Annotated in this window: 1 protein-coding gene; it reads left to right on the top strand. The window is 25.7% G+C overall.

Annotated elements, in window-relative coordinates; all coding sequences use genetic code 11:
- Positions 1–51: 51 nt before the first annotated feature.
- Positions 52–639 carry a tetratricopeptide repeat protein gene (locus tag ACE1ET_RS20610; RefSeq protein WP_375730316.1) on the top strand — a complete coding sequence of 196 codons (588 nt, stop codon included), beginning with the start codon at positions 52–54 and terminating at the stop codon, positions 637–639.
- The last annotated feature ends 10 nt before the right edge of the window (positions 640–649 follow it).

Below are 649 nucleotides of genomic sequence, written 5' to 3'. Positions count from 1 at the left end.
CACGACACCATACCGCGGGAACGTTAGGCAACATATCAAAACTTATCTTACATGAATAAGAAAATTAAAGTAATTATAATCGGATTTGTTATAATAATGATTGCTTCTTTCTTCTTAATTAAAAGATCTATCGCTATAGACATACAAGAAAAAGCTATAGAACTTAAAGAAAATGGAAAAAATGAAGATGCTATAAAAAAAATCAATCTTGCAATTAGACTTTCTCCTAAAAACTATCTCTTTTATGTTACTAAAGCTAATTTCTTAGAATCACAGAAAGAATATAGAAAAGCAATTGAAGAATATGATAAAATAAATAGATTTAAAAAAAATTATGCAGAAGGATTTTTAAAGACGGGAATTGATTTTGAAAAAATAGGATATCAAGATTCTGCAAAATTAAGATATACTAAAGCATTAGAAGCATATAATTGTAGAATTCAAGATTATGCTAATGACAAAGAAAAATTATATTCTGAATTACTAAACAGAGCTTGTGTCTATTTGCTAATTGAAGATACTCTTCAAGCAGAAAAGGAGTTTAAAAATTTAGAAAGAACTTATCCTGAATATCGCATAATGATTACTGAATTTCTGAAAATTAAAAATCGGAAAGAATTACTAGATATATTTAATTAGAAATACGTTG

It is taken from the genome of Quyinboa mangrovi, assembly GCF_042219825.1.
Taxonomy (GTDB): Bacteria; Bacteroidota; Bacteroidia; order Bacteroidales; family UBA5342; genus JBHJHP01.
Note: the sequence above shows the minus strand (reverse complement) of the source record. Positions and strands in the feature narration are given on the sequence as shown.

Excerpts from the sequence above, each read along its gene's own strand:
- ACE1ET_RS20610 (WP_375730316.1), top strand. The coding sequence starts at position 52 with ATGAATAAGAAAATTAAAGTAATTATAATCGGATTTGTTATAATAATG.